The organism is Brucella sp., assembly GCF_032066345.1.
GTDB classification, from domain to species: domain Bacteria; phylum Pseudomonadota; class Alphaproteobacteria; order Rhizobiales; family Rhizobiaceae; genus Brucella; species Brucella pseudogrignonensis.
In genome coordinates this window covers 329,639-356,380 of record NZ_DAMBKZ010000001.1, presented here as the reverse complement: position 1 = coordinate 356,380, position 26,742 = coordinate 329,639, and the positions used below count along the sequence as shown (strand labels likewise).

Below are 26,742 nucleotides of genomic sequence, written 5' to 3'. Positions count from 1 at the left end.
CGTCCAGCTTGGATAGTCTGTCAATGAGGGTCATGCAGCACCTACATAGAAAAGAATTGCACGAATGAGGTGATAACCAAGCCAGCCGCCACCGCCGATGATTAAAATAGCAGCACAGAACAATCCGAAGCCTGCGAGATAGAATAGCGGGGTTAAGTCTGGAAGCTTCATTGCTTCACCTCATTAGGATTTGACGTCGAAATCCAAACTTCTCTGTCTACCAGTTGAGGTGGTAACTCTTCCTTGATGCCAGCCCATACGCATGGCCCTAACCAAGTAGGCGTATAAGGTCCGTATACTTCGATCTCCTTCCTTGCCGCCGCGAGTTGGGTTTCGCCTTCCTGAGCACGCTTTTCCATTGCCTCAAGATTGCTATCCAATGTCGCGATATGCTCGGCTTGTGCCTTAACCCGCACAGTCAGCGCAGCGTTGTTGGCTTGGAGTCTGGCTGCCTTGTCGTGCAGATCACTGTTGGCATTAGCCGAATTGCCATACAGGTCCTTCCAGCGCTCAATCTCCGCATCCCTCGCCACAATGATGGCCTCGGCCTGCGAGCGGGTGACGACAGGCTGGCCGGTACCGTGAAACGAAGGTACCCAACCCACGCGGGTTTTAGCCATGTGCCCAACCGTCTCCAACCCCTCGACCGGCGCGGCGGGGCGGGTGGCTAAGATAAATGTGGCCTGCTTTTCTGGCCCACAATGTGCAACCTCTTTCTGAGCATCCTCGAACGGTAAAACCCACGCGTCCTCTTTCCCAGAGTATGTGTAGCCTTTGCCATTGATGCGCCAAACGCCGTTTTCGGTCTGGATATGAACCAAGCGACCGGCCCATGACTTTGCGCGCTTACTGTCAGGCCAACGGCGCAAATATTTCTGTGTGATCCGATCAGTCATCGCTACCTCCTGTCGGGTGGGTGTCCGACGCTCCCGGTGAGGCTGGGAGGAATTGAGCAGGTACTCTGACGTTTGGCATCCAGCACAGAGGTTGAACATCGTCTCGATAAACGCAGTTCCACTTGCCGTTTTGGAATGCTCCCTGAACCGAATAGTAAAACGAACCATCCTTGATGCAGAGAATGCAGTGCTTCCCGTTCGTTGGAGCACTATCCATTGAGCGCCACCCATCCGCTACAGGCTGAGACGAGAGGGCGCGGATTGCTGCGGCAAGTTCATTCCCGGCATTGATATGACCTTCTTGGCGACCTCGCCCCGCGTCCTTATCAATAGAACCGTAATGGCATAAGCCGCTCTGGTAGCTTTGTGCGTACTTCTCGCAAAGCTTCGCCGCTTCCTCCAACGCCTGCGCGCGCGGGGATGGGGCGCAATCTGGACAAGCTTCTTCCCATCCATCTACATCACCGTCACCAACACGATACAGGCCGCCGATAATGCCGTGACCTTTGCAAGTCTGACATACTGACACCTCGATCGCGGACAGGATGCGAGCCTCATAGTCGGACTGTGCTGCGGCTTTGGCGTCGTTTGCCGTTTCGTAGCTACCCAAAGCCTCACCATCGCTATCGCCTCGGCAAAGATCGTATGGCTTAGGAAGCTCCGACCATTCCGCGTCATCGTCCCATGTAATGGAATATTGAATGGAGCTGTTTTTGCTCACATAGCTTTCTGGAAACTTTGCAGCGGACCACTCCAGACCCTTCACCTTCACCCCTTGCAGGAAAGGAAGGGCAAGATCCGCACGCACGTATTCAACATTGTAATCAAGGCTTGGTGTGTCGAAGCTGACAACGCAGTTTGAGCCTTCCGTCTGCTTCACCGCGTAAATGCGCTCTGGCATAGCTTGTACTGCTTCATCTGGGATGGTCATGGCTTCCTCGCATTTCGGAAGATGGTCTCGGCCGCTGCATCATTTCCAGAATGCAGAAACAGTGCGGCTGCGACGGCGACAGGGTCGATTTTGTGGCGAGCCCAAAAGGCACGTTCGTTCATCGAGTGCTGAGTGTCGTGCATATCTCGGCACATCGGGACCACCCATTTGTCGTCAGGCTTTTCACCGCGTCCGGTTTCTCGCTTGTAGAACTTCGGGTCGGAGTACCGGACGTGGCAGGCGTCAACAGGATGCCGGCCGGTTAAAATGCAGGGCAGGGTGCGTATCCACTTGAGGTGGGCATCATCCATTACACGCGGTTGCTTCTGGCCCGCTGATGGGGCCAGAGAAAACGCAGTGTCAGGGCTTTTGAATCGAGCAGCCATTATTTCACCTCATCAAGTGAAGCCGGTTCGACGCCGACGATTCCGCAGGTGTATTGAACTGCGGCTTCCAGGCTTGTCTTGCCTTCGCAGACCGATTTGAACGAGCGTGTGATGGTGCCAGCCTTGTCTCTTGCAAGCTTTGTTGTGAGATTGCCGGTGGAGTTGAAGCCCTTGGCGATATCGACCACGACAGCCGGATCTAGCTTTGCCTGGTCGGCTGACTTTGTGCTTGCAGCCTTACACTGTCGGATGAGTTGGGTGAGGCTCGTACGTTCCGCATCATCAAGTTCAGGGACGCTGACTTCTGCAGCCTTCTCGGCATTGTCACGCAGTGCAGTCGTCTCTTTCTCGATCCCGTCCGCTGTGAACCCTTCGATATCGTCGTCATCAGCTGGACGCAGGCGCAGATGGCCGCCAACAGTTGGCTTCAATGGCGTGACGTCGCGAGCTCGTTGGGCACGAGCATCCGAGACCGCATCATCGAACTCGTCCGGCGTATAGATTCCGCTGATAAGGCCAGGCGCGTAGACACGGGCCCATTCACGACAGCCGCGATAGAAAAGCATTTTCGCATAAGTATTCGGGCGCCATGGGCTGTTATTGCCGGTGGTTTTCCAGTCTTTAACTGTGCCATCCATGATACGCATGTCGGTACGACGGTAATTGGGCACCAAATGTGCAACTACCTCGTCAGTAAATGGAACGTCGCTGATCCAAATCCGCATGTCATCGCCATCACCCTGGACATAATGGCTGAGAACAAAACCAAGATGCTTTTCGATCGCGCTGGCCACAATCTTGCCTTCAAAGCAGATACGGCCGTGAACAAGGGAGACGCCTTGTGCGAGTGCGGTTGGCATCACTCCCCAAGCATCAGCGATAGTCGCGACGTAGAAACAGTTGGCAACGACGCGCTCATGCGGGAGCTTGGTTTCATCCTTGCCGGGTTTTTCATGTGTGAGTGCTTGAGGAAGCAGTGAAGAGTTGGCGAGCATGGTCGCCCACTGCATGCACTCGGCAAACTTTTCCTTATTCAAACCGGACTGCGGCGCGCGGATCTCCGCAGTGGCCTGAACACCGGTTTCGTCGTGAAGAGCTATACTATTGCTCATTTCGGATTCCTCTCATGCGCGAAAGAGAACGCGCCTTTTTCGGTATGTGAGATGATTGTTTGGATGCGCTGCCCGCGCATGAACGCGTTCGAGTAGACGCGTCCCTTCCAAAAGATGTTTCGGCCCATAGCGATCATGCGCATCACAATCATCGGGTCTTCGATTGCTGAGCCTTGGTAAAAATCAGACGATTTCATTGAAATCCTCATCTGTTTCTCTCAAGACTGCTTCAGCCATTCTCCGTGCGCGATCCGCTGCTACATCCTCGGAGAACGCCGAGTCTTCAGTTTCACCGCCAAGCATTCCCGCCATCGCCTGAACCGCCGTATCCCGCAAATTCGCCTTGCGGATCATTAGATCGAGCCAGTCGTCGCCGCTTTCTGGTACGCGCAAATGAATTGCCGCATATTGACGGACGGTCATTCCTTCCTCATGCCCAAAGTTCTGTTCGTAGGTCTGATCAAACTGAAAAGGGAAGGCTGGGCCGCCTGTTACGTGCTCACTCATCTGAAATCCCCAGCTGTTTGCGAATTCGTTTCCGGTTGAACTCGCTCATGCGCGTCCAAGTGACGTCCTCGTCGTGACCGTCGTATCCGGGCCATTCACCGGTTTGGATGCAGTGCTCTAAAAGCGCGAATGCACGCCTGGCCTGGAGTTCGCCTAGATCGAGATCCTCTTGGTCAAGCTGCTTGAAGCGGACATCAAAAGGCTCTGACTTCTCGGCGTAGGCAAAGGTGAAAGACGAAAATGCATCGTTTCCGAAAAGCTCACGTACAACCCAGCGTGTCAGACCGGCCTGGATGTAGTTGCCTGTTTCGTACAGAGCTTTCGACAGGCTCTCATCATCAACCGATGCAGCGGTTTTGAAGTCGACAAAATCGCCGCCATATCTTGGCCAGACGTCGGGCCGCACACGCACCCAAATCGAGCCGATCTTATAGAAAACAGAGCGTTCGATTAGCCCGTTCAGAATGCCTTCCTGGACAAGCGTTTTTTGTCTCAGCGAATTGGCAATTTCGCGAATTGCTTCAATTTCGCTATTCGTGATGATGGAGCGTCCTGACATACGCATCTCATCGCGCCAACCACGGCATACGTTGGAATTGTAATTCCAAGCGGACTCCAAGCCCTTGCTGTTAATGTAAGTGTCTGGCTGCAGTGCGTAACGCTCGGTAAAGCCTTCTTCACCCAGAACGAGCATGTGAGCAGCTTTACCGAATTCAAAGGCATCCGTGGATTTCGGCTCTTTACGAAACGGGTTGTAATGAGACGTCCGCCAGTATTCGAGCGGGCGCCGGGCGATAGCTTTAAGGCCGGTGGACGAGATGGAAAACTCGCCATTAAACAAGCCCGGATCGCTGTGATAGCGTTCGATTGGAACATTGCGGTATAGGCCGGGCTCCGTTATCGGAAGCCCATCCCATTCGCGTTCCTGTGAAATTGGAGAAGCATCAAACATCGCAGCCTCAGAAATTGATTTGCGTATGACGGACGCGTTGAGTGGCGATAGCAGTGACAATGATTTCCGCAGTTTCCAGCGAGATCTGAGCGGCTTGAATCACGTCCTCAAGCACGTCCCCAATGATGGCTTTGCGGTTTTTTTCGTCTGACTCGCGGAGACGTCGCTCATCTTCCTCATTGCGCTTGCGCTCTTCTTCAGCCCGAGCTGATGCTTCGATTGCCTCCTGCTTCTCACGCTCAGCTTTTTCGATTGCTTCCTGCTTTTCGCGTTCTGCCTTTTCAATGGCTTCCTTCGCGTCACGTTCGGCTTTCTCTGCGCGTTCCTTTGCCTCGATCTCGGCTTGTTCCCGAGCCCGCGCTTCCGCGTCTGCGATGTCCTTCAGCCGCTTTTCTTCGGCCAGCCGCTCGCGCTCCTCGTTTTCTTTTGCTTCGCGATCTAGGCGCTCTAATTCCGCCTTCTCCCGATCGATACGGTCGCGCTCTTCCTTCTCAGCTCGTAGCGCCTCAAGTTCTGCCTTTTCGGCTTCACGTTTCTCAGCATCAGTTATGAGGCGACTAATAGTATCGACGGCGGCACCGTGCATAATGGACGCCTTGCCGTGGAACTCATCCCATGCGTCAGCGGACATGTCTTGTGCAGTCAGTTCGTCTTTGAGAGCATTCAACTGTGCTGTCGTCTGTCCAAAACCCGTGCTCGCGATCGCCTGGAGACGCTGCAGGCGCTGTTCATGACCTTCCAGTCGTGCCTTTTCTGCATTCTCCCAATCTGTAAGCGGCTGGCGTACCTGGTCGCGAAGAGCGTCAAGCTTGTCCTTGATCCGATTACGTGCATCGTTCACGGACTTCGTCTGCGTGCGCCAACCCTCGGTCAGATCCTTGCCCGCATTATCGAGCACAACCTTCGTACTGGAGACTTTGCGCGCCAGAGATCCAATGGCTTCACGGCCCTTTTTGGTCGTGACATCCGCTACATGGTTCTTCACAGCAGCTTCGATTTTATTCACAAGCTTGTCGAATTCGGATTCGTTGGTGAAGAGTTCGGCTGTGATGGTCTTGGGAAGGCTAATCACAAGATCATTAGAGATGGTTTCAGTCATGCTTTGTGCTTTCTTGATGTTCTGAGCACCATTGGGCTAGACGCTTAAGCGTCAGTGTCGGCCATGGTTCGGGCGTCACAATCTGATAAAGATCGGCCGCCTTCTTTCTCAGATATGCGATAGGGTCGGCGTTGCTCTTGGCTTTAAAGGCGTAAGCGCAGAGGCGAGCATCTGCTTTTTCGTCGCCGGTTGACCCACCTGGAGGGATTTCAGGAGCGTCTGGAGCTCTCAAATCCCCGAGGTAGTCGAGGAGATGGTCGTAGCTCACAGCGCCGCCTTGATTGTATTGTTGATATTTTCAAAAAGGGTGCTGATACGTTCGGGCTTATAGTCACCGCCGCGTTGCCAGACATTGAGAAAGACATCCTTCCCAAAAGCTTTGCTCAATGTCTCAGACTGACGTTGCACAGACTCCAGCGCGTTTTCGAGAACGGTTATACGGCGGAGTGATGCTTCCATGGCGGCTTTTGCGCCAGTCATCGCCTTGACAGCTTCCTTGTCCTTAGCGATTTGCTCTTCAGTTTTTTCGATTTGCTTGCTCACGGCAAAGTTCTCCTGTTGCCAGAAGCGATTGCCACTGGCTTGGATGAGTGAGTTTTTTGAAATTGCCCGTTAGGGCGGGGTTATCAGGCGAACTGTTCCAATAGTTTCAGGAAGCGCTCGCTGTCTTTCACTGCGTCAGGCTTTGATTTCACAGAGGAAATGACGCGGTTTGCTGCGTATCGTGCAGAGCTGACGTAAGTACCCATCCCCTTGATCGAAAAATGCTTGAGGACGTGTTGTTGAAAGAATTCTCGATCTGGATGGTTTTGTTCGGTCAAGACGTCACCAACGTCTGAAAGTATGCCCCACGTGTAACGATGAGCTCCGTCTATCGATGGGCTTGTTATGTCTTGCGGATTAGACATTTGGCAGTTCTCCATTGAAAGGCAGATTGGATTATTTCACCTCTTCGTGCCTTCGATGCTCAATAGGTAACTGCATATTACCCCCTCGTCAAGTGAAAAAGGTAACTAAAAATTCCTTTTGTGATATTGACGGGGGTAACTATAGATTGCTATCTGATGGAAGCCGGCCAAATGTTCTGCGTACCGGCGCATTATGGATCACCTACATCGAAAGATATGGTCTCACGACGGAATGGTTGCCGGCCCCTGAAGCCGCTTCTGTGATGATCGTGTAGTAGTTGGGAGCCGTGAAGTCCGCTCCATAGTGCTGTGCTAGGACTCGGACGGTGTAGCTGGCTGGACAGTGTTAAAAACCAGAGGGACTGACAAGCACAACGGGAGTGATTACCCGGTCAGTGAGGCTCCGAAGCCAATAGAAAAATCACCATGAACCGGGTCGGCTATGCACCGTCATATGGTGTACCGGGGATGCTTCGAAACCTCACGGCTCATGCCCATTGGGAAGTTTCGGATGCAGTAATCCACGGCTGTTTTATCGGCCTAAAGGGATTACTGCATCTTTCCTACAGTCTAAGACCCTTGGGAAATCAAAACCTTAGAATACATAATAATATATATTCTGCTAGTTTATTAAATTAGTTAGTGCAGGCTTTAATCAGTGAAAAATCATCGCCTGGAATGTTTAATACCCATGACCCATCATCGGAAACGGTCTGAACTTTAAATGCAAAGGTTGCAAATTCGCATTGTTTTCCAGTTAGGCCATCTGCCGAGAAATACCCGTCGTATGCGCTTGGACCGATGAAGGGCACGCCAGCAAGGTGTGGGATGCTAACAAACTTTGCGGTGACGCCCTTTTTCGTCAGCTCGGTTTCCAAAAGGCTGTTTATTGTGCCCTTTACAGCTTCGGCCTGACTGTCGTGAGCAACAAATCCTATACCTGCCACTGCGATAACAGCGTAGGCCACCAGCATTGCGGCAACAGCGGGCGTTGCTTGTCCGGAACCTTCTTTCTTCGATTGAAAGTATCGGACAACAGCATAGCCAAACACCGCAGGTGACAAAATTAGGGCAGTCATTCCGATAAGCCCGGTGTTCGTAGTGGTTTTCTTGACTCGAACGGCGGCCAGATATGAAACCACCGTCATAAATAAAACGAACAGAAAAATCATACGCCCCCACTTTCTTCCGTTATTCTTTGTCTGGCGTCCCGGCCAACTCGATGTAGTGCACAGACACTACCTTCTCGTGGTCAAAAGTCAGGTCTTTGGCCGGATTGAATTGCGACAGGACTAGTTCCTCGTCATTGTGTCGCACAAACCGTTTTACATACGCCTGCGGCGGTTCGTGTTCGTCCACCTGGACTTGAGCAACAACGTAATCGCCCTTTTTTACCCGTCGCGTTGGATTCACAAATGCAATCTCGCCATCCTCATACCGAGGGAACATCGAGTCGCCTGAGATACCAACAGCATATGCCCCATCGATCCGTGCGATCTGTGGGGGTGCAACGACGAAAAATAGAATATTCCCGTTCATGGGAAACTGCCCTTCAACTCCTGCGACCGCTTGGCCGTACACAGGGAGTAGGCCATTTTGACCTAAAGGAGCATTAATGACAGATCCGTTCGATGGCTCAGGATGAGGGGAGGTGCGTTCACGCTCGCCGTTTCCAAGCATTAGCCAATCGACGGTTGTATTCAGGTGTTCTGCAATAGCTGGAAAGCGTTCTGAGGCTGGCGACGCATCGCCCGACTCCCATCGCGACACAGCATTCCGTGTCGTGCCGACATGATCACCAAGCGACTTCTGGCTCACACCAGCAATTTCGCGAGCGATCTTAATGCGTTCACCGATTTCTTTAGCTCTATTTGTCATGCGCGATAAGTAAATCAGAATTACGGTAGTGTCAATTTTAATTGCGCAATCTGCATTTACTGTTGACATGTAGGGTAATTATGGGTTACCCCTATTAATGCATGATTACCATTGTCAAAGAAGCATGCGAGATGGCGGGAGGCGTAATGGCGCTTGCACGTGAACTCGATATCAAACACCACCAAACGCTTTATGGATGGAAACGGGTTCCCCCTGAGTACGTTCTGAAAATTGCGGAGATCACGGCAAAACCAGCGAGCGAAATCGATCCAATCCTTTATCCGCCGCATCTGTTTCAACAGAGCCCTAATTCACAACCCACCTAAAAAATCGACCACCGAAAGGCGCCAACCTCTCGATGGTCGACCGAATACCGATCCAACGCCCAGCATTTCCACACGACAGGCGCGGGATCGAGCCCCAGAGGGCCAAGGCAGTTCTAGCCGGTCCTCATGATTTCTCAACCATGAAAATCAACTCATCCGCCCTTCGACGTGGGTGGTGACAGACCGACTATAGGTATTGCTATGTCAAGTATCGGTGACAATTCGAAACTTACCGCAGGCGAATATGATGCTCTATTGATGGACCGTGTCCGTAAAGAGCTTTCTTACCAGGCTGAAATCGAAGCCATCAACGTCAAGCGCAAAGCGGATCGTAAACAGACCCAGAGCTACGGTATCACGCTGGGTGAACTCGATTTCGCATGTAAAACCCTTCAGGCCGAAGACAAAGATAAGGTTCTCGACGCGCATCGCCGCCGAAACAACATCCTCTCGCTTCTCAAGCTTGCGCCCGCCCAAGGCGACCTATTCACCGACAATCGCCCATATCTCGATCAAGTGTTCGATCAGGGCAAGGTTGCCGGTCTGGCCGCAAAAGATCGCGTCAGTGAATTCATGGACGGATCGGATGAAGACCAGGCGTGGCTGCGCGGCTACGACGAAGGCCAGAGCGAAGCCCGTGAAAACCTCCGTAGCGCTATGGAAAAGCTCAATGCTGCGGCGGACGACGATGGTGCAAACGAAGACGACGACGAGGAATAACATCCATGTCGTTTATTGCTGCGGTAATTGACCATTCTGGCAAGTCAGAGCGCGACCAGGGGTCAGGTATCAAGGTAGGGATTCGGGGTAGAGTTACCCCGCGTCTCTTCATCAAAATCGCCCGCTCCGTTGGAGCTAACCTTGGCCTAATCGATGGCACACCAATCGAAGTCCTCATCGGAGAGGGCGAGCACCACGGCCTGATCCGAATCCGTAAGCATGACGCTGGCGTCGCATATGTCGAGGATGTCTCATCACGCGGTAATGGTCATTTCCAGATCCGCCTTGGCCGACAGGCTCGTTTTGTAGCAAGGACTGAAGCGCCTCAAACCTGCAACTGGAAAAAGGTTGAAGACGGATTCATTGAGCTCAAACTGCCTCGTTGGGCAGCTGAGACCGGGCCAAGAATTCCATCTGTACGAAGCATTGAAAAAGAGAAGCGTCAGCCTTCTGAAGCGGTAGCCCGTCATCTCAACGTTCGTATCGAGGAAAAGCCAAAAGCTCAGTCACTTCCAAAGCGAAACGTGATCGTTCAGCCGGAAGCGCCGCTCAAAGCAGTTCAGAAGCGACAACCCGCTGCGCCAGATATGACGCCACTAAACGCGTTCAAAAAGCCGGTCACTCGGCAGAACTTCACGCAGCAAAGATCTCAGGCAACAACGCGTGCACTTTGCGGTGATCCTCCTCCCGGCCGTTCAGCACTCGACCAACGTGGGGCACACAATGATCGGTAAATTTGCACCCCGCTTTTTTTGGGCCATCTCACTGACCATGCCCGTATTACCTTTCTTGCCCGGCCTTTTGGCTCATTTCGGAGGCATAAATTGACCGTCGTAGCTTCTAATTATGAGCTCAAGCAAAACAGCTTCTATCCTACTGAGGCTTGGGCAACGCGTGCCGTTTTGCAGGTTCTCCAGATCGGATCTCGTCTAGTCGTCTGGGAATGTGCCGCTGGCGACCACCAGATGGCCGATGTGATCGCCGAAACTGGTGCTGAGGTGGTGACTAGCGATATCGCTTCATACGGCCGGGAACATGACTTCGACTTCGATTTTCTGTCGGATAACACGCCGTTCCTTGTGCCTGACGTCATCATCACAAATCCGCCCTACGGAAAGCAAAACCGGGAAGCCGTCAAGTTTGCTGAGAAGGCTTTAGCACGATGCGATGGTTACGTTGCGCTTCTTCTCACTGCGAAGTTCGATTCCGGAAGTTCTCGAAAACACCTCTTCCAGAACAATAGTCGGTGGGCTGCGAAAATCATTCTGACGGACCGGATCAGCTGGGAAGGCAACGGCAAAACCGGGACAGAGGACCACGCCTGGTACATCTGGCGCCCGGTAATAGATCGCATGCATCGCGATCCAGTCATTTACTACAAGGGCAGGGCGGAATGTGGCGGCCAATAACTCGGCTTCCAACCCATCCCAGATGGTCTGAGCACCAAAGTTATCTGGTTGATCAGACCATCGCCCTCTTCGAACGAAGTCACGGCGTAGGCTTTACCAAAGATACAATCATCCGATCCGTCGGGTGCGAGAGTGTCGAGCAAGATCCGCTCTCAATCGAATTTCACAACACAATTATCAGATGCAACGAGGTGCTGAGGCCGCACGGTTTTGCGCTCGTCAAAGATAGCGAGGCGCAGATTTGGCGTCTCGGGGAGATCAAACATTGATCATTTTAGGACTCGATCAAGCGCAGAATTGCGGTTTCGCGATCTACGATACAAATGCGCCGCTCAGCGCCATTCGCGTAGGTGTCATTCGCGCCAAAGAAGAAAAATCTGACAAGTACGAGGATATGAGTGCGCGTTTGGGCCTAGAGCTGATGAAGCTTCTGAAGGTCGAACGCCCTGATTTTGTCGCCCTTGAGCAACCAATCCGCACGATGCCAGGTGGCGGCGGGAAGGTGAAGGCTAAAGTCAAATTCATGGGCGAAGAGCAGGTTGTCGAAAAGGCGGTAGGCGGCGGCATGAACGCCGTTATTTCCTCAAATCAGATGACAGGGGCTGCAGCCGCTATCGTAGGGGCATTTCGCATCCCGTTCATGACAATCGCACCGGTAACATGGCGCAAGACGTTCCTTGGCTTCGGAACACGTCCGGGTTGGGAGCGTGATGACTGGAAAGGGGCAACCCGCGCCCGGTGTACAGCCTTGAAAATCAAAGTCACCAACAACGACCAATCGGACGCAGTAGGCGTCGCTGTCGGCGCGTCGTCCAGCCAGATTGTCAAAGCTATGATGATGGGGGTTTTGCGATGACCAAGAAGTTTTTGGTAGCGGATCTGCTCTGTGGTGCCGGTGGTTCTTCGACCGGCGCAGCCTATGCTTTTCGTGATTTAGGGATGGAAATGGAGCTAGTTTGCGTCAACCATTGGCCTCTAGCGATCGAAACGCATCAGCTGAACCATCCAAACGCGCGCCATTTCGTTCAGGATATTGCAACCGTTCGTCCGCACCTGTTGGTTCCAGAAGGCTATCTTGATCTGCTGATGGCTTCACCGACGTGCACGCACCATTCGAATGCGCGTGGCGGCAAGCCAACGAGCGACCAGCAACGGTCAGATCCTTGGCATATCATCACTTGGCTCACCGAACTTAATGTGAAGCGAATTATCATTGAGAACGTTTGGGAGTTCATCAGCTGGGGGCCAGTAGATCCTGAGACCGGCCGACCTATCCCGTCGCGTAAAGGCGAATACTTCCATGCCTGGATTGAAACCCTAAAGCGGCTTGGCTTTGAACCGGAGTGGCGGAAACTTAATGCCGCCGACTATGGTGATGCAACTACTCGCCAACGTTTCATTCTAATGGCTCGTTCAGATGGAAAGAAAGTCCGCTGGCCGATGCCGTCGCACAAGAAGACGGCAAAATCGGAGCAAGGTTTGTTCTCTGTTGAACAGAACTGGAGACCAGCTAGCGAGATTATCGATTGGTCGATCAAAGGCAGGTCAATCTTTAACAGGAAAAAGCCACTCGCCGCGAAGACACTCTCGCGCATTTATGCCGGAGCTATCAAACATCACTGGCCGGAGCCGTTTATTGTGGTCCTTCGCAATCATATGACTGCGCAAGGCATCGACGTTCCGCTGCCGACGATCGCAGCAAGCGGCACGCACATTGCAATCGCAGAGCCTGTCGTAGTGAACATGAAAGGGCAGTCGACGGCCTCTTCGACTAACAATCCACTCCCAACTCAGACTGCCCATGCGCCTCATCTTTATGTTGGCGAAGCGGTTGTTCTTTCTCAAAGCACCGGTGGCGCAGCACGCCCCGCTTCTGAGCCGTTACCTACTATCCTGACTGGCGGAGCCGGGGCGGATAGACCAGGTTGCGCAAGACCGATGCTAGTAGAGCCTTTTGTTCTCTCGCAGGCCACATGTGGTGCGCCAAGATCTGTCAGCAATCCGCTGCCAACATCCACAACTGGCGGGAACGGCGGATCGCACGCCCTTATCTCGCCTTACTACGGCTCTGGATCAGGTGAGACGTGCACGCCTCCAAGCCAGCCACTACCAACAATCACATCAAAAGGCCGGTTCGGAATGGTCGTTCCTGTTACGCAATCGAGCGGCGGTGCGTCCCCAAGAGTGTTGGCGGAGCCATTGCCCACACTCACTACTGCAAAAGGCGGCGAATTTGCAGTCGTTCTGCCTGTGACACACGAAGGTGGTTTACAGCGGTTCCTAAACCCGAGTGATGACCCGCTTCCTACAATTACGGGAGCGATCCGAGGCGAACTCGCATTCGTCACCGCACAGCACGGTGAGCGTGCTGGGCAAGCCCCAAGGGTGCACAGTTTGGGGAATCCAGTTCCGACGATTACGGCGTCTGGTCATGTGGATTTGGTCGAGCCCGAACACAATGCGGGGGGGGTCGATATTCTCTTTCGGATGCTGGAGCCGCACGAATTAGCCGGCGCAATGGGCTTGGACGATTACAAGTTCGCGGGAAACAAAACTCAGAAAATTAAGCAGATCGGCAACGCTGTCTCTCGCAGAAAAATGCAGGCGTGTGTTGCGGCGATCATGGCAGATGATGCGCCATCGGGTTCCGATGTTGGCCGCTCATCCTACCTGGAGGCAGCAGAATGAAGTGGGCACCACAGCAAGACGACGCGCTTATGGCCGTTCATAATTGGGTTAAAAATCCACGCGGAAAACCATTCTTCTATCTCGGTGGATATGCGGGTTCTGGCAAAACGACACTGGCGAAACACTTCGCTGAGAGCGTCGGCAATGTGAGTTTCGCAGCCTTCACCGGCAAGGCTTCACTGGTCCTTCGTTCAAAGGGATGCCGCGGAGCTCAGACGATTCATAGTCTGATCTACAAGCCTGCAGACGAAGATAGCGACGAGCCCAAATTCTCGATCAATTACGATAGCGATATCCGTAAATCCAAACTGGTCATCATCGATGAGGTGTCGATGGTGAATGAAGAGACGGGCCGGGATCTGCTTTCGTTTGGCGTTCCTGTTCTCGTCCTTGGAGATCCGGCACAGCTTCCACCGGTTAGTGGCGAAGGCTACTTCACGGCCGGCAAACCCGATTTCATGCTGACTGAAGTGCATCGCCAAGCAGAAGATAACCCAATCGTCGCGATGTCTATGCAGATCAGACAGGGCAAGAAGCTGGAATACGGTCGTTACGGAGACAGCGAAGTTTTACGCCGCAGCGATATCGATTCAGATCGTGTCCTTGCCGCAGATCAAATCCTGGTTGGTCTCAATAAGACCCGTCGCATCTACAACCAACGGCTCCGTGAATTGAAGGGAATGGAGGGGCATTTCCAGCCGGGTGATCGTGTGGTTTGCCTGAAAAACGTGAAGGAAAAGGGTCTGTTTAACGGCGGGATCTTCGAGGTTTCCAAAATTCTCAAGCAGAAACCAGACGACACCTCCATGCTGGTCTCTTCGCAGGATGACGGCGTGAAAAAGATCCCGATTAAGGTTCATACCCATCACGCCTGGACGCTTGGAACCGAGAAAGAGCTGCCTTGGAGCGAACAGCGGAAATATGAGCCGTTCGACTACGCGTATGCTCTCACATGCCACAAATCTCAAGGCAGCCAGTGGGATAACGTCATAGTTTTTGATGAAAGCCGTTGTTTCCGAGATGACGCGGCGCGCTGGCTTTATACCGCTGTGACGCGTGCGGCTCAGCGAGTGGAGATCGTCCGATGAAGAACAGAGAGTTCTGGGATCGCGTTCGCGAAGTGTCCCTTATCGTTTCCGCCTGCTCGTTCGCAGTTTGGCTGGGCACTGTAGTTTTCATCCTCACGAGGGGGTGGTGATGGTTATGCACGAGAGAAATATTCAGCCACAGATGCCAGACGGTATCGAAACCGAGCAAGCCTTGCTCGGTTCCCTTCTGGTCAACAACTCGAACTATTGGCAGGTTGCTGGCTTTCTGAAGCCGCACCACTTCATTGAACCGCTTCATCAGGAGCTTTTCGACACTATGGGGAAGCTGATCGCAGAAAACCGCCCAGCGACTCCAGCTAATATGCTGCCATACCTACCGACCAAGAACATCAACAAGGACATGAGTGTCACGAAATACGTCGCACGGCTCGCGACAGAGGCGGTGACATTCGGAGGTGCATACGACTACGGCCGGGGCATTCTGGAACTCTGGACCAGACGTCAGATCGTTGCTGTCGCCGGCGAAATTGCACAACGTGCAACTTGTCTGCCTGTTGACGTCTCTCCGATGAAGCTGATCGCAGCTTTTGCCGATGAGCTGACTAGCATTTCCCGAGAAGGGGATGAGCGAGCAGGCGCCGCCAAATATGGCGTCCTGTTGCCTAAAGCTTTGGACCGTGTAGCCAAGGAAAGTTTGGGCACAAGGGCTTCGATTCCGTGGTTTCTGCCTGAGATCACCGAAGTCTGTGGCGATTTGCGTCACGGCAACCTGGTCGGGTTTATGTCGGACTCTGGCGGCGGTAAAACTAGCTTCAGCTTGCAGCAGTGCCGTCATGCGGCCCTCCAAGGTTTCAAATCCGCGTTCTTTTCGATTGAGATCACGGATGAAGAAGCGGCGCTTCAAGCGGCTGCACAGGCAAGCCGAATTAGCTTAGATCGTATCGATTCCTACAGCATGGATACACGTGAGCTGCAGCGCATCGAATCCGAAATGATGAATTCCCGAAACATGGAATTCGATATCGTTTCGTTCTCTGACTGCACGCTCTCCGATATCCGGATTAAGGCTGAGGCGATTAAAAAATCAAAAGGCTTGGATCTCATCGTCATTGACCATGCGAAAATGATCAATCTGCCCGGCAAGCCGGGTGAGCTCTTCGCTGAACGTGTCAATGCGCTGTATCGCGGTCTCAAAGCGATCGCCAAATCATTGGATATCGCGATTGTCATTCTCATTCAGCGAAATGAAGAATGGAAAGGCCGGTGGAAAGTCGGCGGGTCGATCCGTCCGATCAATGGTGACGCCTATGGTGGCGGTAGCGTGAAGCAAAACCTTGATGTTTGGTTTTCTCTTTTTCGGCCAGAGCCGCTCTACAAAGAGCTCATGTCAGTCGAAACTCGTGAGAACAAACGAGATGAGCTCATTCAAAGATATGAAAAGAGCGTCGGCAAAGGATGGCTAATCAACCACAAACGGCGTCGAGGCACGCCGGGTCAGTCACGCGAAATCATCTTCGAAGCCGAATATACAATGTTTTCCTCGCCTGAACGTCACGACCAGGCCGAGCTTGCGGGGTTCCTGTCGTGAATCAGTTTGCATGTTACGCACGGCCGCTGCCAGGCGGCTGCTATTGGGCAATGACGCGCATGCCGCGTGACGGCCGCCCAAAGCCAATCTTAGGGAAGGGTGCAAAACCCATCATTTATCCTAGCAAGGATGCGGCGTTAGAGGCCGCTGTTGCTAGCCTGTTGAAGTATCTCAACGGGGATTACAAACGAGGCGGTGAGGTCATTCTCTCGCACAGAAAGAAAGCAGAGGCGCTGTTTAAACCAGCCGAAAAACAAGGATCGGCACGATGAAGGCCCCAAAGCGGAAACGATGGAACAATGCCAAATCGGCTCATGTCGGCTTCTGGACGGGTAAGGGCCGCTCATCTAGGGAAATTGCTGAGATCCTAGCTGACGGCACGACTTCCCATACTATACGGCGCCAGTGGTATAACTGGCGCTTACCCAGCCACGGGCGAGCTCAGAAGCTTGTCTTCATCAATGTGCCGATGTCGTACCAGGAGCGGAGGCTCATAAGCAGGAGAGCGTTGCGTATCGGAATCCCGCCAGAAGAATTCATTCGGCGAGTGGTAATCTCGGCCGCACAAGATGATTTGTACCAAGCAGTAACAGATGGGAGGTTCAGTAAATGAGGGATCTCATCTGGGATGGAAAATCAGTACGAGCCGCGCTCGTCAAGGCTTGGACCATTGAGGAAGCCATTGGCGGAAGCTGGAAGCCAAAAGGCGGCAAAGGGTTTTGGCCTGAAATGTTCGATGATTGGCCAATATGGGCGCAGCCAAGTGCTAAATCGGACGAGAAACGGCCAAAGCGCTGGAAGCCACATGAGGTCAGTCAGAAAGATCTGGTTTTGTATGGCAACGAACACATTGAGGCTTGGCCCAGACTTCTCAATGCACAGCCGGGATTTAAACGGTGCCTGATGTTGTCGGTGATGTGGGATGTTCGCAAGGTGCAAGCTAAAACGGCATGCAACAGAGTGAAGATACCTTATTCGACGTTTCGCCGACAAAGGGATAACGGCGCCGACAAAATTGCAGGCATTCTCAACGAAGCTGGAATTGAGGCATGGTGAACAGGGGCGGGAAACCGCCCCTTTTCTTATGCCGATTACTCGTCGGCCCGCTTATTTCTCGAAGAAACCTTGGTCGCTAAAACTTCAATCCTTGCAAAGAACCCGACCCAGAACCCCTTTGTATAAGGGTTGCTGTAATCGATATCCGATGCGATCAGTCCTAATTTATTGCTTCCGATCTCACTCGGATGATCCTGCAGATAGTTCATGAATTCATCTGCGAACGTTTTGCCGGTTCGGCTTGCATCGACGTACGACAAACCTGCAGGCGGCACCCAACGATTAATCGGAGCTCCATCGTTAGGGCGACTACGAACGAACGGCAGTTTTAAGAATTCATCAAAGGCGAGGGCGTGTGACGACAACGCCGGACGATGATTTACGTCAGACATGAATTTTTCCTACATTTATTCAAAAACGGCCAATACTGACCGGATTTCTGAACACGGCGTAGGCACGCCCTCGACTTATCCCAACCCGAATATTGTAATTTAATACACCACCCGGTGCAGATCTCACTTCGGGATAAACCGAAGCAATCACTGCTGTATTAACACCACCATCTCAGGTTCGTTGTCCGCCTACATACCTGTGTTCAGCACCCGTAACGGTCATTTCATGACGACATATTAAAGTCAATTTACACTTCGTGATGGGTGGCTTGTGATGGGCATTGTTAAGAATTCTTATCAACTAATTTACTGAATCCAAAAGGATAAAGTGATTAGCGTTAACGACAACATTCCACATACCACAAAGAACCGAAGAGCATACCTTGGTTTGCGAGGAGGGCGGAAGTCGCTGATTTCCTCTAATGGAGCGTAGATTTCCTGCCAATTCGCTGGTGCGGGCGGGGATTTCACGTCCACTTCCATTGGTTGGAATCCTCTCTTCACAAGCATCCGATTGCGAAACACCCCTGCCTGTTCAAAGTCGGGTAAGTCTTCGGAGAACTTGAGATATTCCTCGGATTTCTGGAGCAAGTCAGAACGTAGCTCGCTGCTGATCGGCCCGACCTGCGCGCGCGGTGGTAAGATGCGGACGCGTTCAACTGGCGAGGGGATATTGCCTTCACTCATGACGGAGACGAGCGCTTCGCCAATTCCCATCGAAGTAATAGCAGCGGATGTGTCGAGAGCCGAATTGACCCGGAAAGCTGCTACAGTTGCTTTCACCATCCGCTGAGCCGAAGGTGTGTATGCCCGCAAGGCATGCTGAATTCGGGTGCCGAGCTGTGCCAGAACTGTCTCCGGAATGTCGGAAGCGGCCTGAGAGGCAAAAAATACGCCGACGCCTTTCGATCGGACCAGACGCACAAGCCGTTCGATGCTTTCGAGAAGCGGCTTAGGCGCGTCTTTGAACAGCAGATGAGCCTCATCGAAGAAGAAAACCAGTTTTGGCTTGTCCAAATCTCCGACTTCCGGCAATTCCCTGAACAGTTTGGTGAGCAAGAACAGCAACAGCATTGCATATGCTCGCGGCGCTTCAATTAGCTGCGTCGCGTCAAGAAGATTAACCACTCCACGGCCGCTGTCATCGATACGCAGAAAATCGGCAATCTCAAAGGGCGGCTCGCCAAACAGCTTGTCGCAGCCCTGTGCTTCCAGTGTAAGAATATTGCGCTGAATTGCGGATATCGATGAAGCCGTGACATTGCCATAACGCTGGCTTACATCTTCGCGCTCCTCAAGCATGGCGTTTAGCGTCCAGCGCAAATCATTAAGTGTGAGAAGATAACTTCTGTCATCTTCTGCAATCCGAAAGGCTATTTCGAGCGCACCGGACTGCGTATTATTTAACTGCAGCATTGTGGAAAGCAGTTGTGTTCCCATTTCCTGTACGGATGTGCGGATCGGAGCACCATGGTCACCATAGATATCCCAGAATTGAACCGGGCACGCGTCTGGAGTGTAAGAACCGACCATTTCGGCATAGCGCTCAGCAATGACACCTGGCTGGCCTTTTACAGCGATTCCAGAGAGATCGCCTTTGATGTCGGCGGCAAAGACTGGCACGCCAGCGCGGGAAAACTGTTCAATCATTGCCTGCATTGTCACGGTCTTGCCGGTGCCAGTGGCTCCAGCAATGACGCCATGACGGTTGGCCAATTTGAGGGGCAGGGAGACGAACTGATTGAGGCTGGTTTGTCCGATATTGATATGCATTTGGTTTTTCCTTTCGGTCGTGGCGCACGCGCCGGATTAGTTATTATCGAACTTGGCTCTTCTAGCTTCAGTTCTGGGAACACTGTTTTCCCGTTCGGCGTCTGTCCATTCTGCCGCAATTTCTAGCATCGGCTGAACGAGGCCGGGGTTATCGGCTAGAAATTCAACGATCACAATTTCAGCTAGCGTTGGGCCTGACTCATCTTCTCCGGTTAGATACCGATGAGCCTGTGCTCTATGCCTGCCTGTCAGCTTTACGAAGTCGTCAAGCGTAATGCCTGCGTCGTTTAGAGCCTCGCTGAAATCCTGCGGGCTCATGTTCTTTTTATAGACTTTGTATGCCATCCCGTTTCCTTTCGGTTGGCTATTTCGATTCAATGCATTTTACATTCTCAATAGCAGATATTGAACGTCATTAAGAGCAATCAACGTTGGGCAACAGGTTGAATTGCTGGGATCTCTTTCCAGCTAACGACAAAGTCAGCATATCCGTGAGCCCTCACAGTAGGCCGGCCATCGCCCCAAAATCCGTTTACTACCCTCGTCAGTTTTGGCTTACCTGCGCGAGTTGCAGCCTTAAAGGTGATCCGGTCGCCCACGGACAGCTTTTGGCGTCTCATGTCGGCTTACCTCCCGCATCGGCTATTACTGACCGCAATTGTTCCAGCAGTTCGGTAACGCCTTCCTGCAATTCGTCGTCTTCGAAGCCGCGAATAAAGCGCTCAGCATTCAGCATTGCTTCGAGTAAATCGTCAGCATCAAGGCTTTTGGTGCACAGCTGGCGGATCGCTTCGGAGCGGGTCGATATACGGTTCTGCCAGCGCCATTCATCTATCGACGCCAACTCGACATCTGACATCATAACAGGCACGCGATTCTGTCTCATTCTGCCACCTCTTCAACGCTGGCAACTGGCTCCAAGTCACCAATGGTGACGCAAGGACTAATACTGAGTGCAGGCAGTTCCGGATTGTTGAATTCAAAGCCGCAGAACAGGTTGTGGTCATCGCCTTCAACCTCCACAGCCAAATTGCGCAACTCGCCGGCTGTCTCGTGCGCGGACTCGGCAGACTCGCCTCGCACGTAAACGGTGGCGTAAATCGTGACGCCTACTGAATAAATTTTCATTTCGAGTCCTCCACCTGTGCAAACTGTGGGCGCTGTTCAGTGACGTTGGAGCTTGTGGCAACGGAAGCCCAGAGCGTGAAAACGGTCACGAAGGAAACAACAGCGCAAAGGCTGATAAAATCACGGATCATTGTTTTTCTCTTTTCAGTCGTGCGCTAGAGCGCGGGTTAATTCAGCAGACTACAGAGGCGGGAAGGCCGCTTATGCGGGATAGTTCCGCCATGATGAGGCAACCGGCGAAGAATTTCGGGATATCGGTTATTGCGTCTGCATAGCCTTCCTTGTCACGAGCGTAGACAGTGAAGAATTCCGCTTTGTCGCGATCCAGACCGCCGATTGTGAATTCGTCGCCGTTCTCTTGGCTTTCAGTGCGGCAAGCGCCCAATTCCAGACTTACCAACTCGGACCAGTCAGGAGGAGCAAAGCGCGTGCAACAGTTGAAAAGTTGGTCGCTTGTGAAATTCAGCATTGAATCAGCCTTTCACGATACGAATTATCTTGGTGTTAACCTTCGCCGTCGCAAACGTGTCAGGTGAAAGAACTTCCAATAGTTCGGCGCCCGAGTGCTCAAACGTGACCGGTACAAGTGCCACCAAGCATGGCGCGCACTCGTGCCCATTGCGACCCATTAGACTCAAGGCTGCGGCGATGTGTTTTCTGACTTCCCGAAAAGGCGGGTTCATTATCACCCGCGGGAATTCAACTTTCCCATTGGCTTCAGACGCATATTCGAGAAAGCAGCGGTTAATTACGGGGCCAAATTTGTGCAGGCCCGCCGCGAGCTTAATGTGCCGTTCGATCTGGGTTATTTCGAACTGACTATGTCCAGACCGTAAAAGCGCCTTTGTGAGCTGACCGGTTCCGGCGCTTGGTTCGAGCGTCAGGTAATCGCCCGTCGGCCCTAAGTAGCCGACCATGCGGTCAGCTACATCATCAGGCGTGACATGGCACTCAGTAGCCTTGTCTACAGCGATAATCTCGATAGGTTCAGCTTTGGCAATTGGCGCAAAATCGTCGCGCTGTTTGACAGAAACAAACCTTGGTTTATTGGGGCGCTTGTAAACATTTGGGTTCATGCCGCCGACTCCTTTTCCGTGATAGCTGCGAGCGCTTCACGCTCAATAGCGTCAAGGTCAATTGGAAGCGCCTTTGACGGCTTGTCAGTAATTTGCACAACCGCACGCGGCTTATGGGTTTCATAACCGCCGCTATAAATGCGGATGCGTGCAACCGGCGTACCGGACAAAACACGTTCCATACGCAACCATTTCCATTCAATGCGGCGACCGTCCGCGCCAATCTCGACAGTTTCATATTTCGAATATGCGCCCTTCGAATTGCGTGAATAAATGTCTTGTGTAATCCCCCTGACTGCATTCTCTTTCGGCGTAACAAATGATTGCCCCTGACACGCTGCACGCATGTGCAGGTTCCAAATGCGCTGCAATTGTTCCGCTTGTTCCGGCGTTGGATTGATCAAGCTAACAGGCGCGGGCTTGCTGGATACACGGCGCGGCTTTGGCGTTGGCACGGTATAACCGCACGCCTGCATAACATCGCGCCACTCATCGCCGCTCAGCTCAAGCCATGAATTCTCACTGATGTGAGCTGGCAATGGGACCGGCGACTCCAGCAAATAAAAACCTTCATCGGCAATGGTGCATTTCGGCTTTTCCGCGCCGTGTTCACGGGCGAACGCCTGAATGATGACAGGCGTCAATTCACCGTTAAATCTTGGAACGTCACCAAGCATAGAACGTTCAAACGCAAGACGATTCAGAATGTGTTCAATGCAACGTTTGCGGTTAGGGCCATTGATAAGGTTCTCAGCATTGGCAATGCATTTCAAACGGGCTTCAGATGGTGCCAGTTCACCTTTATCAACCTTTGAAAAGGTTTCCCAACCCGACATTGTATCGCGGGAGTCCAACCAGCCTAGCGCGTGGCGAATCTGTTCGTCAGTCGTGAACTTTGCCCAAATATCTAGCGTATTATGTGCCCTGTTAATGTCGCGCTGCAGGTCTCGCAATTCAGCGAGTAGAGTCTTGATTCGATTGGCGCGGGTTCGCGGGTCATTCTTCATATTGGCGAAACATTCAACGCCTGTTGCACGATAAAGCCAATAGTTTGCGGCCTTTTCCGCCTTCACGGATTTTCCTTGTGCCGCGTGCATACGTTCTTGCGTCTTACGGGCTTTGCGCTCGCTATGGTGCCCAATGAGGATAGGTTGCCCCATATAGAAAGCTTGTGAAAGTTCGTCAGCGTAACGGCTCATCGACGCCGCTTCACGGTTCCGCTTTTGCGCCAATTCCTCCAGCCGTTCGGCCTTGATCTCCGCCCGTTCAGCAAGCGTCATTTCTTCCGCTTGGATATCGCCAGCCAACTCGACGGCCAAATCTTCTCGGGCTGGAGTCCATTTGGGAGCTACGAATAATTCTTGTTTCGGTGCCCACTTGAAGCCCGCCGCCTTCACTCTTGCATATGTTTCCGCGTCCAGTCGTGACGTGGCGTAGAGGCGGATTTTGTCATCTTCAGGGGAATAAGTTGCATCAATGTGCATGGTCGTTTTCCTGTTCAGTCGTGGGGCAAGCCCCAAATTGAGCCACAAGCGGCCATGGCATAGGCGGAACGGTTGCCCGCCTATGATAAAAGCGGCTTGCGTTATGCGGCTTGAGCGGGCTTTTCGACTTCGGGGTCGTTCATGAAGGCAGGCAAGCCCGTGCCGCCGTTGAACCGCAGCGGCATCAGTAGGCCGAACGCAAAATCAATGTTAGAAAAACGCACAATTGCCGCTCCGTCTGCATCGCCATAAAGTGAAATCTGGCTACATTTATCATCGCGCAGAACGCCGCAAGCGTCTCCGAACATTGAAAGATACTTGGCGTCATAGGCTGACGGCGCTGGGTTTTGAACGTTAGGCATTACTCGCCGCCATGATGGATAAGTTCCGTCAATCAGAACGTTGTAAGCGGTCGCAACCGGATTGTGTTCGTGGTCCTGAATTGTCGCGGTCTTGCCTTCAATGAGAATTCGGCGGTCTCCCTGTTCGCCGCGAACCGCTTTGCAGGCATTCAGCGCGGCCTTGTCAAGTTTCACGATTGGATTTTCGCCCTTCATCGCGCCGTCTTTGTCCCATACGCACATGAGCTTCTGCCCGTCTGTCGCGACCATGATGACGCCGCCTTTCGCATGGGGTTCGATATGAACGCCTTGCAGGTAATAGCGCGCTTCATCCGACGAGACGAAAGCGGCAACGGCACGAAACAGGCGGGCATTAACGGAAACAGTAGACATCGTATTTTCCTTGCGGTCGTGGGCATATAGCCCGGTTGAAGGCGTCAAGGCGCCATGACAGGGGCACATCCGCGCCCATGGCAAAGAGGCTTGATAGTGGGCGGCCTGAAGGCCGCGCCGTTCACTTCAGGAGAAAGGGCAAAACCGCCAAGATTACAGTTACGGCAACGATAAACATTCCGCCGATGCGAATAGTCATCCGCATTTCACTGTTTGCAATCTCTGTTCTAAGGTCGGTTTTCGTTGCCATGCTATCCACTATATGCGCCTTAGCTTCAATCGCAAGGGCTATAGCGTCCTTTGAGGACATGCCGCGCTTTACCAGCGCTTTAGCAAACAGCATTGTGTCAAACTGTTCCGCCATGCTTAATCATCCTCATCAAGAATGCAGTTGCAAGGCTCCTCGGGGTCGATATCCAGTTCACAAGCAATCTCTGCCGTGGAGACGTCAAAAGCCTTACCATCTTCATCATAACCCACTTTCGGCGGGTTTATGAGGCCGGCTATGCAATCTTCGCCTGTAAGGCCGTGGTCAATGACATAGACGTCAGGAGAGGGCGAAGCACCCCAAACAAAGGCCAGAAGTATAAAGGTTTTCATTTTCGGTTGTCCTTGCGGTCGTGGCGTCTAGCGCCGGTAGAAAGTCAGTTTCTAGTCATGCGCCCCGTAGGGCGTCGTTTAGATACGCGGCCTTGGCTGCTATAGCCTGGCGGCGGTCATCGCGGCGAACGCGGCCCATGTTGCCCATGGTAACGACACGGTTGCGGCGGCTGTTATCGTTTGCGTGTTTCATAGTAAAACCCCTTTCCCTTGGTTAAGCATTCAGGAAGCCCGCCCGTGAGCGGGTAACCAAAAGGCTTAAGCACGACTTTCCCATGACCATTTGGCATAGTCTGGCAACTCGTCCCACGTCTTGCGCGGCGTGCCGTCCTCGTAAAAGGGGCGCTTTGCCACTGCGTTCTCATAATCAAGTTGGCCTTTCGTTTTGCTCATGTTGGTTACCTTTCAATACGCATACTGCCATGCGGCGAACGTGCCCTTGGTGAGATCAAGCCAGAAGCCAGACTTTGCACAGAGATAGCGAACCAAGCCATTATCATTCACATTCCAAGCTGTGGCATGACCATCTTCAATGGCAAAGCCCATCATTTCAGCGGCATGGTCATAATTCTGGAACTTGATGCACTTGAGCATTTCAGTTTGCCTTTTCGGTCGTGGCGTTATGGGCTTGCCTGTTCAGCCGTGGTCTAGAGACCATGCCCTCTGCCTGTTTTCCTTGCGGTCGGTGGTTAGCGCTTCGTTTCGCTTTCCATGATCTAAAGGTAATCTATAGTTACGTATGATGCAAGCACAAAATGCAGGTAATACGAAAAAAAGCACAAAAACAGCTAAATAGTTGCGGTCTAGGGTAGGGCCTGCAGGGGGTAACAATAGGCCCATAATGTCAACCCCATGTTACCTAACACTAAATCGCGACTCATGATGTTAGTTGCCAGAGTGAGCACTCCCCGCGTATATGTCCGTTCATACCGATAGCATGGGGACATATGCGCACTGCAGCATAAGCAAGCCAATGCAAGGCCCAAAGGCTTAGACCATACGCTTTACCGATCAGCACTAAGCACGCCTTGCCGCTACCTGTGCACCCACACTTGCAAGCCATGCCAGTCTAAGCCATGGCCCATGGTATGAGGGGGCAATAGATGAGGTGATGCGTAGCATGACAGCCAGGCTAGAAGCCGTCCCATGTAAAGCCACATAGAAGCCCATAGAGAGGCGTCTGTTGTGAGTGGGGTATGCCCACATGATGACATACAAATGCGCACCCATGGCCTGCGCTGCGGCAAATGCGATGCATCGAGAAAGCTTTAGGGACCGTATATGTCTTGCATGGCCTGCGGGGCGCAGCACCCCAAATAATCGGCGAAGTTATTTTTTTAAAGGGGGTTCCTCCCTTTGGGGTTGAGGAACATCTGTTAAATGATTGAAATTTAATGTTTGTGGCAGCACGGGACGCGCTGAAAAGACGTCAATCGGCCCGCAAAACCCATGGGTGTTCGTCAATTAGGGATAGCGGGCACCTCCGCCAGAATACCAAAGAAGATGTGTCCGGCGCATACGTGGTCCCTGAAAGATCCTGAGCGAAGGCGTCTCGTTGAAACCGAAGGTAAGGCTGGAGGTGGAGAGCGTTAGTAGGTGGCACGGCACGGCCCGTGATGACACGGCGGAAAGTTACGCTGACAGGTGGATGACGGCGCAAGCCGGTGGCACAGGATGCCTTTGCTGAAGCCGAAGTTTCACGCCGACATAGCTCAATTGGTAGAGCAATGGTTTTGTAAACCGGGGGGTGCGGGTTCAATTCCTGCTGTCGGCACCAATCAGATCGGCGGCGTGGAAAGCAGACACGCTAATCGATGGGGATCAAGGTTCATCGGGTTGCTGAACACGGCAATGTCTAGAGACAGTCTGGATAAGAGACGTTAACTAAGCCCTTGATCCTAAGTGCAGCCGGTGTAGCGTCCGGCCCGTTCTGAACTAAGCGGGTATGATGTAGAGGTTGCATTCCTGATTTCCACTCAGTCTGCGCCGGTTCGATCCCGGCTATCCGCTCCAGTTTCAAAAAACCGGATAATCCGGTCTTTTAGCCCCG

General features: G+C 52.6%; 39 protein-coding genes and 2 tRNA genes. 12 read left to right on the top strand and 29 right to left on the bottom strand.

From position 1 onward, the window contains the following. Positions 1-30: 30 nt before the first annotated feature. From RT142_RS01930 to RT142_RS01865, 14 genes are all read right to left on the bottom strand, one after another. A complete protein-coding gene (locus RT142_RS01930) occupies positions 31-171 on the bottom strand; it encodes a hypothetical protein (protein WP_313026912.1) in 141 nt (46 codons plus the stop codon). After that, positions 168-896, bottom strand: a complete 729-nt coding sequence (locus RT142_RS01925; protein ID WP_313026909.1) for a hypothetical protein — start codon at positions 894-896, stop codon at positions 168-170. Before RT142_RS01925 ends, RT142_RS01930 begins: the two co-directional genes overlap by 4 nt. After that, positions 889-1,827, bottom strand: a complete 939-nt coding sequence (locus RT142_RS01920; protein WP_313026906.1) for a hypothetical protein — start codon at positions 1,825-1,827, stop codon at positions 889-891. The genes RT142_RS01925 and RT142_RS01920 overlap by 8 nt, the downstream gene beginning before the upstream one ends. Further along, positions 1,824-2,213, bottom strand: a complete 390-nt coding sequence (locus RT142_RS01915) for a hypothetical protein (protein WP_313026904.1) — start codon at positions 2,211-2,213, stop codon at positions 1,824-1,826. The genes RT142_RS01920 and RT142_RS01915 overlap by 4 nt, the downstream gene beginning before the upstream one ends. Further along, the gene (locus RT142_RS01910; protein ID WP_313026901.1) at positions 2,213-3,325 is read right to left on the bottom strand and encodes a hypothetical protein; all 1,113 of its coding nucleotides are present in this window, start codon (positions 3,323-3,325) and stop codon (positions 2,213-2,215) included. Before RT142_RS01910 ends, RT142_RS01915 begins: the two co-directional genes overlap by 1 nt. Next, positions 3,322-3,522: a hypothetical protein gene (locus RT142_RS01905; RefSeq protein WP_313026899.1), complete on the bottom strand. Its 201-nt coding sequence runs from the start codon at positions 3,520-3,522 to the stop codon at positions 3,322-3,324. Before RT142_RS01905 ends, RT142_RS01910 begins: the two co-directional genes overlap by 4 nt. Next, entirely contained in the window at positions 3,509-3,832 is a 324-nt protein-coding gene (locus tag RT142_RS01900) for a hypothetical protein (protein ID WP_313026896.1), read from the bottom strand. The genes RT142_RS01905 and RT142_RS01900 overlap by 14 nt, the downstream gene beginning before the upstream one ends. Continuing rightward, complete coding sequence (locus RT142_RS01895; protein ID WP_313026894.1) at positions 3,825-4,784, bottom strand: PD-(D/E)XK nuclease-like domain-containing protein; 960 nt, start codon at positions 4,782-4,784, stop codon at positions 3,825-3,827. The genes RT142_RS01900 and RT142_RS01895 overlap by 8 nt, the downstream gene beginning before the upstream one ends. 7 nt (positions 4,785-4,791) lie before the next feature. Continuing rightward, a complete protein-coding gene (locus RT142_RS01890) occupies positions 4,792-5,883 on the bottom strand; it encodes a hypothetical protein (protein WP_313026891.1) in 1,092 nt (363 codons plus the stop codon). Further along, entirely contained in the window at positions 5,876-6,151 is a 276-nt protein-coding gene (locus RT142_RS01885; protein ID WP_313026889.1) for a hypothetical protein, read from the bottom strand. Before RT142_RS01885 ends, RT142_RS01890 begins: the two co-directional genes overlap by 8 nt. Beyond that, on the bottom strand, positions 6,148-6,426 hold the full coding sequence (locus RT142_RS01880; protein WP_313026886.1) for a hypothetical protein: 279 nt from the start codon (positions 6,424-6,426) through the stop codon (positions 6,148-6,150). Before RT142_RS01880 ends, RT142_RS01885 begins: the two co-directional genes overlap by 4 nt. A gap of 83 nt (positions 6,427-6,509) precedes the next feature. Next, positions 6,510-6,791: a hypothetical protein gene (locus RT142_RS01875; protein ID WP_313026884.1), complete on the bottom strand. Its 282-nt coding sequence runs from the start codon at positions 6,789-6,791 to the stop codon at positions 6,510-6,512. A gap of 635 nt (positions 6,792-7,426) precedes the next feature. Next, positions 7,427-7,963 carry a hypothetical protein gene (locus RT142_RS01870; RefSeq protein WP_313026881.1) on the bottom strand — a complete coding sequence of 179 codons (537 nt, stop codon included), beginning with the start codon at positions 7,961-7,963 and terminating at the stop codon, positions 7,427-7,429. A gap of 19 nt (positions 7,964-7,982) precedes the next feature. After that, a complete protein-coding gene (locus RT142_RS01865) occupies positions 7,983-8,738 on the bottom strand; it encodes a helix-turn-helix transcriptional regulator (RefSeq protein ID WP_313026879.1) in 756 nt (251 codons plus the stop codon). 32 nt (positions 8,739-8,770) lie between these two features. On the opposite strand from RT142_RS01865, the gene RT142_RS01860 reads away from it, so the two are divergent. The 10 genes from RT142_RS01860 to RT142_RS01815 all read left to right on the top strand — a co-directional run bounded on the left by RT142_RS01860 (position 8,771) and on the right by RT142_RS01815 (position 17,505). Then, positions 8,771-8,995 carry a YdaS family helix-turn-helix protein gene (locus RT142_RS01860; protein ID WP_409558556.1) on the top strand — a complete coding sequence of 75 codons (225 nt, stop codon included), beginning with the start codon at positions 8,771-8,773 and terminating at the stop codon, positions 8,993-8,995. Between the two features lie 201 nt (positions 8,996-9,196). After that, complete coding sequence (locus RT142_RS01855) at positions 9,197-9,715, top strand: hypothetical protein (protein WP_313026873.1); 519 nt, start codon at positions 9,197-9,199, stop codon at positions 9,713-9,715. 5 nt (positions 9,716-9,720) lie between these two features. Next, positions 9,721-10,449, top strand: coding sequence for a hypothetical protein (locus RT142_RS01850; protein ID WP_313026871.1), 729 nt, complete (start codon positions 9,721-9,723; stop codon positions 10,447-10,449). Positions 10,450-10,539: 90 nt separating this feature from the next. Continuing rightward, complete coding sequence (locus RT142_RS01845; protein WP_313026868.1) at positions 10,540-11,124, top strand: hypothetical protein; 585 nt, start codon at positions 10,540-10,542, stop codon at positions 11,122-11,124. A gap of 265 nt (positions 11,125-11,389) precedes the next feature. Further along, positions 11,390-11,980 (top strand): hypothetical protein, encoded by a 591-nt coding sequence (locus tag RT142_RS01840; protein ID WP_313026866.1) that lies wholly within the window; start codon positions 11,390-11,392, stop codon positions 11,978-11,980. After that, positions 11,977-13,812 carry a DNA cytosine methyltransferase gene (locus RT142_RS01835; protein WP_313026864.1) on the top strand — a complete coding sequence of 612 codons (1,836 nt, stop codon included), beginning with the start codon at positions 11,977-11,979 and terminating at the stop codon, positions 13,810-13,812. The genes RT142_RS01840 and RT142_RS01835 overlap by 4 nt, the downstream gene beginning before the upstream one ends. Beyond that, entirely contained in the window at positions 13,809-14,900 is a 1,092-nt protein-coding gene (locus RT142_RS01830; RefSeq protein ID WP_313026862.1) for an ATP-dependent RecD-like DNA helicase, read from the top strand. The genes RT142_RS01835 and RT142_RS01830 overlap by 4 nt, the downstream gene beginning before the upstream one ends. 109 nt (positions 14,901-15,009) lie before the next feature. After that, positions 15,010-16,449, top strand: a complete 1,440-nt coding sequence (locus tag RT142_RS01825) for a DnaB-like helicase C-terminal domain-containing protein (RefSeq protein WP_313026860.1) — start codon at positions 15,010-15,012, stop codon at positions 16,447-16,449. Positions 16,450-16,499: 50 nt separating this feature from the next. Next, a complete protein-coding gene (locus RT142_RS01820) occupies positions 16,500-16,721 on the top strand; it encodes a hypothetical protein (protein WP_313026857.1) in 222 nt (73 codons plus the stop codon). A 337-nt stretch (positions 16,722-17,058) separates the two neighbouring features. After that, the gene (locus RT142_RS01815; RefSeq protein WP_313026854.1) at positions 17,059-17,505 is read left to right on the top strand and encodes a hypothetical protein; all 447 of its coding nucleotides are present in this window, start codon (positions 17,059-17,061) and stop codon (positions 17,503-17,505) included. Positions 17,506-17,540: 35 nt separating this feature from the next. Here RT142_RS01815 and RT142_RS01810 read toward each other — a convergent pair whose 3' ends face one another. From RT142_RS01810 to RT142_RS01740, 15 genes are all read right to left on the bottom strand, one after another. After that, complete coding sequence (locus RT142_RS01810; RefSeq protein ID WP_313026851.1) at positions 17,541-17,897, bottom strand: hypothetical protein; 357 nt, start codon at positions 17,895-17,897, stop codon at positions 17,541-17,543. 306 nt (positions 17,898-18,203) lie between these two features. Continuing rightward, positions 18,204-19,670 (bottom strand): helicase HerA-like domain-containing protein, encoded by a 1,467-nt coding sequence (locus RT142_RS01805; protein WP_313026848.1) that lies wholly within the window; start codon positions 19,668-19,670, stop codon positions 18,204-18,206. Between the two features lie 36 nt (positions 19,671-19,706). Next, entirely contained in the window at positions 19,707-20,015 is a 309-nt protein-coding gene (locus RT142_RS01800; protein WP_313026846.1) for a hypothetical protein, read from the bottom strand. A gap of 271 nt (positions 20,016-20,286) precedes the next feature. Continuing rightward, entirely contained in the window at positions 20,287-20,556 is a 270-nt protein-coding gene (locus tag RT142_RS01795; protein ID WP_313026843.1) for a hypothetical protein, read from the bottom strand. After that, positions 20,553-20,798, bottom strand: coding sequence for a hypothetical protein (locus RT142_RS01790; protein WP_313026841.1), 246 nt, complete (start codon positions 20,796-20,798; stop codon positions 20,553-20,555). The genes RT142_RS01795 and RT142_RS01790 overlap by 4 nt, the downstream gene beginning before the upstream one ends. After that, a complete protein-coding gene (locus RT142_RS01785; protein WP_313026838.1) occupies positions 20,795-20,929 on the bottom strand; it encodes a hypothetical protein in 135 nt (44 codons plus the stop codon). Before RT142_RS01785 ends, RT142_RS01790 begins: the two co-directional genes overlap by 4 nt. Before the next feature lie 41 nt (positions 20,930-20,970). Further along, entirely contained in the window at positions 20,971-21,267 is a 297-nt protein-coding gene (locus RT142_RS01780; protein WP_313026836.1) for a hypothetical protein, read from the bottom strand. Positions 21,268-21,271: 4 nt separating this feature from the next. After that, positions 21,272-21,874 (bottom strand): methyltransferase type 11, encoded by a 603-nt coding sequence (locus RT142_RS01775; RefSeq protein ID WP_313026833.1) that lies wholly within the window; start codon positions 21,872-21,874, stop codon positions 21,272-21,274. Beyond that, on the bottom strand, positions 21,871-23,358 hold the full coding sequence (locus RT142_RS01770; protein WP_313026831.1) for a DUF3560 domain-containing protein: 1,488 nt from the start codon (positions 23,356-23,358) through the stop codon (positions 21,871-21,873). The genes RT142_RS01775 and RT142_RS01770 overlap by 4 nt, the downstream gene beginning before the upstream one ends. A gap of 101 nt (positions 23,359-23,459) precedes the next feature. After that, on the bottom strand, positions 23,460-24,092 hold the full coding sequence (locus RT142_RS01765; RefSeq protein WP_313026829.1) for a hypothetical protein: 633 nt from the start codon (positions 24,090-24,092) through the stop codon (positions 23,460-23,462). Between the two features lie 121 nt (positions 24,093-24,213). Beyond that, positions 24,214-24,456, bottom strand: coding sequence for a hypothetical protein (locus tag RT142_RS01760; RefSeq protein ID WP_313026826.1), 243 nt, complete (start codon positions 24,454-24,456; stop codon positions 24,214-24,216). A 2-nt stretch (positions 24,457-24,458) separates the two neighbouring features. After that, on the bottom strand, positions 24,459-24,692 hold the full coding sequence (locus RT142_RS01755; RefSeq protein ID WP_313026824.1) for a hypothetical protein: 234 nt from the start codon (positions 24,690-24,692) through the stop codon (positions 24,459-24,461). Positions 24,693-24,747: 55 nt separating this feature from the next. Then, positions 24,748-24,885 carry a hypothetical protein gene (locus tag RT142_RS01750; protein WP_313026821.1) on the bottom strand — a complete coding sequence of 46 codons (138 nt, stop codon included), beginning with the start codon at positions 24,883-24,885 and terminating at the stop codon, positions 24,748-24,750. A gap of 65 nt (positions 24,886-24,950) precedes the next feature. After that, positions 24,951-25,085 carry a hypothetical protein gene (locus RT142_RS01745; RefSeq protein ID WP_313026819.1) on the bottom strand — a complete coding sequence of 45 codons (135 nt, stop codon included), beginning with the start codon at positions 25,083-25,085 and terminating at the stop codon, positions 24,951-24,953. A gap of 12 nt (positions 25,086-25,097) precedes the next feature. Next, positions 25,098-25,286, bottom strand: coding sequence for a hypothetical protein (locus RT142_RS01740; protein WP_313026816.1), 189 nt, complete (start codon positions 25,284-25,286; stop codon positions 25,098-25,100). 1,107 nt (positions 25,287-26,393) lie between these two features. Here RT142_RS01740 and RT142_RS01735 point away from each other — a divergent pair. Both RT142_RS01735 and RT142_RS01730 read left to right on the top strand, forming a co-directional pair. Continuing rightward, positions 26,394-26,469: transfer RNA gene (locus RT142_RS01735), tRNA-Thr, on the top strand. A gap of 162 nt (positions 26,470-26,631) precedes the next feature. After that, positions 26,632-26,705 (top strand) — tRNA-Gly (locus tag RT142_RS01730). Positions 26,706-26,742: the final 37 nt, after the last annotated feature.